Source organism: Streptomyces sp. YS-3 (assembly GCF_045257485.1).
In the GTDB taxonomy this organism is placed as follows: Bacteria; Actinomycetota; Actinomycetes; order Streptomycetales; family Streptomycetaceae; genus Streptomyces.
Genome location: NZ_JBJHPC010000982.1, coordinates 1 through 1,454, shown reverse-complemented (window position 1 = coordinate 1,454; position 1,454 = coordinate 1). Strand labels below are relative to the sequence as shown.

The window sequence follows — 1,454 nt, the reverse complement described above, 5'->3', positions numbered from 1 at the left end:
GTCCACATCCAGTCGCGGAGCTTGTCGCGCTCGTGGGTGAGCTCGTGGATGTCCGTCTCCGCGTACTCGAACTCGGGCGACCAGAACAGCGCGTCGAAAGGACACACCTCGATGCAGATACCGCAGTACATGCAGAGGGAGAAGTCGATGGCGAAGCGGTCGAGGACGTTGCGGCTGCGCTCGCGGCCTCCGGGGGCGGCGGCCGGGATCGTCTCCTTGTGGGAGTCGATGTAGATGCACCAGTCGGGGCACTCGCGGGCGCAGAGCATGCAGACCGTGCAGTTCTCCTCGAACAGGCCGATCACTCCGCGGCTGCGGGGCGGGAGTTCGGGCTGGGCGTCCGGGTACTGCGCGGTGACCGTTTTCCTGGTCATCGTGCGGAGGGTCACGGCGAGGCCCTTGGCCAAGCCGGAACCCGGGATACGGGGCCGGGCGGGCGGGAGCGGCGCAGCCATCAGTTGATCGCCACCTTCACGATGCCGGTGAGCGCGATCTGCGCGAGAGCGAGCGGGATGAGCGTGGTCCAGGCGAGCTTCTGGAGCTGGTCCTCGCGGAGCCGGGGATAGCTGACGCGGAGCCAGATGACGACGAAGGCGAGGAGCGCGGTCTTGAGGAGCGTCCACACCCAGCCGAGCCCGTCCGCGCCGAAGGGGCCGTGCCAGCCGCCCAGGAACAGGACGGTGGTGAGGCCGCACAGGACGACGATCCCGGCGTACTCGGCGAGGAGGAAGAGGGCGAAGCGCAGGCCCGTGTACTCGGTGTACGCGCCGAAGATGATCTCGGAGTCGGCGACGGGCATGTCGAAGGGCGGGCGCTGGAGTTCGGCGAGGCCGGCGGTGAAGAAGACCAGGGCGCCGACGATCTGCCAGGGCAGCCACCACCACTCGAAGGCGTTGAGGATGCCGGGGAGGGAGACGGTGCCGGCCGCCATCGCCACGGAGGCGGCGGCGAGCAGCATCGGCAGCTCGTACGCGAGGAGCTGGGCGGCGGTGCGCAGTCCGCCGAGGAGGGAGAACTTGTTCGCCGAGGCCCAGCCGGCCATCAGCGAGCCGAGTACGCCGACGCCCATGACGGCGAGGACGAAGAAGATGCCCGCGTCGACCACCTGGCCGACAGCGCCCTCGCCCGGGCCGATCGGGATCGCGACCAGGACGAGGAGGTACGGGAGCAGGGCGACGGCGGGGGCGAGCTGGAAGACGCGGCGGTCGGCGTCGGCCGGGACCACGTCCTCCTTCTGCGCGAACTTCACGCCGTCCGCGACGAGCTGGGCCCAGCCGTGGAAGCCGCCGGCGTACATCGGGCCGAGGCGGCCCTGCATATGGGCCATGACCTTGTGCTCGGTCTGCCCGATGACGAGGGGCAGGACGAGGAACACGGCGAAGACGACGAGGAGCCGGAGGGCGACGTCGAGTGCGTCGTTCACGCGGGTTCGCCTCCGGCGGGGGTTTCGGGGT

At 70.0% G+C, this 1,454-nt stretch carries 2 protein-coding genes; both read right to left on the bottom strand.

Annotated elements, in window-relative coordinates:
* Window positions 1-455 (bottom strand): NuoI/complex I 23 kDa subunit family protein (locus ACJA3G_RS36885; protein ID WP_406557374.1); only part of this gene is annotated, 455 nt, incomplete at its 3' end.
* Window positions 455-1,423 (bottom strand): NADH-quinone oxidoreductase subunit H, encoded by a 969-nt coding sequence (locus ACJA3G_RS36880; protein ID WP_406557373.1) that lies wholly within the window; start codon window positions 1,421-1,423, stop codon window positions 455-457. The genes ACJA3G_RS36880 and ACJA3G_RS36885, both read right to left, overlap by 1 nt.
* Between the last annotated feature and the right edge of the window lie 31 nt (window positions 1,424-1,454).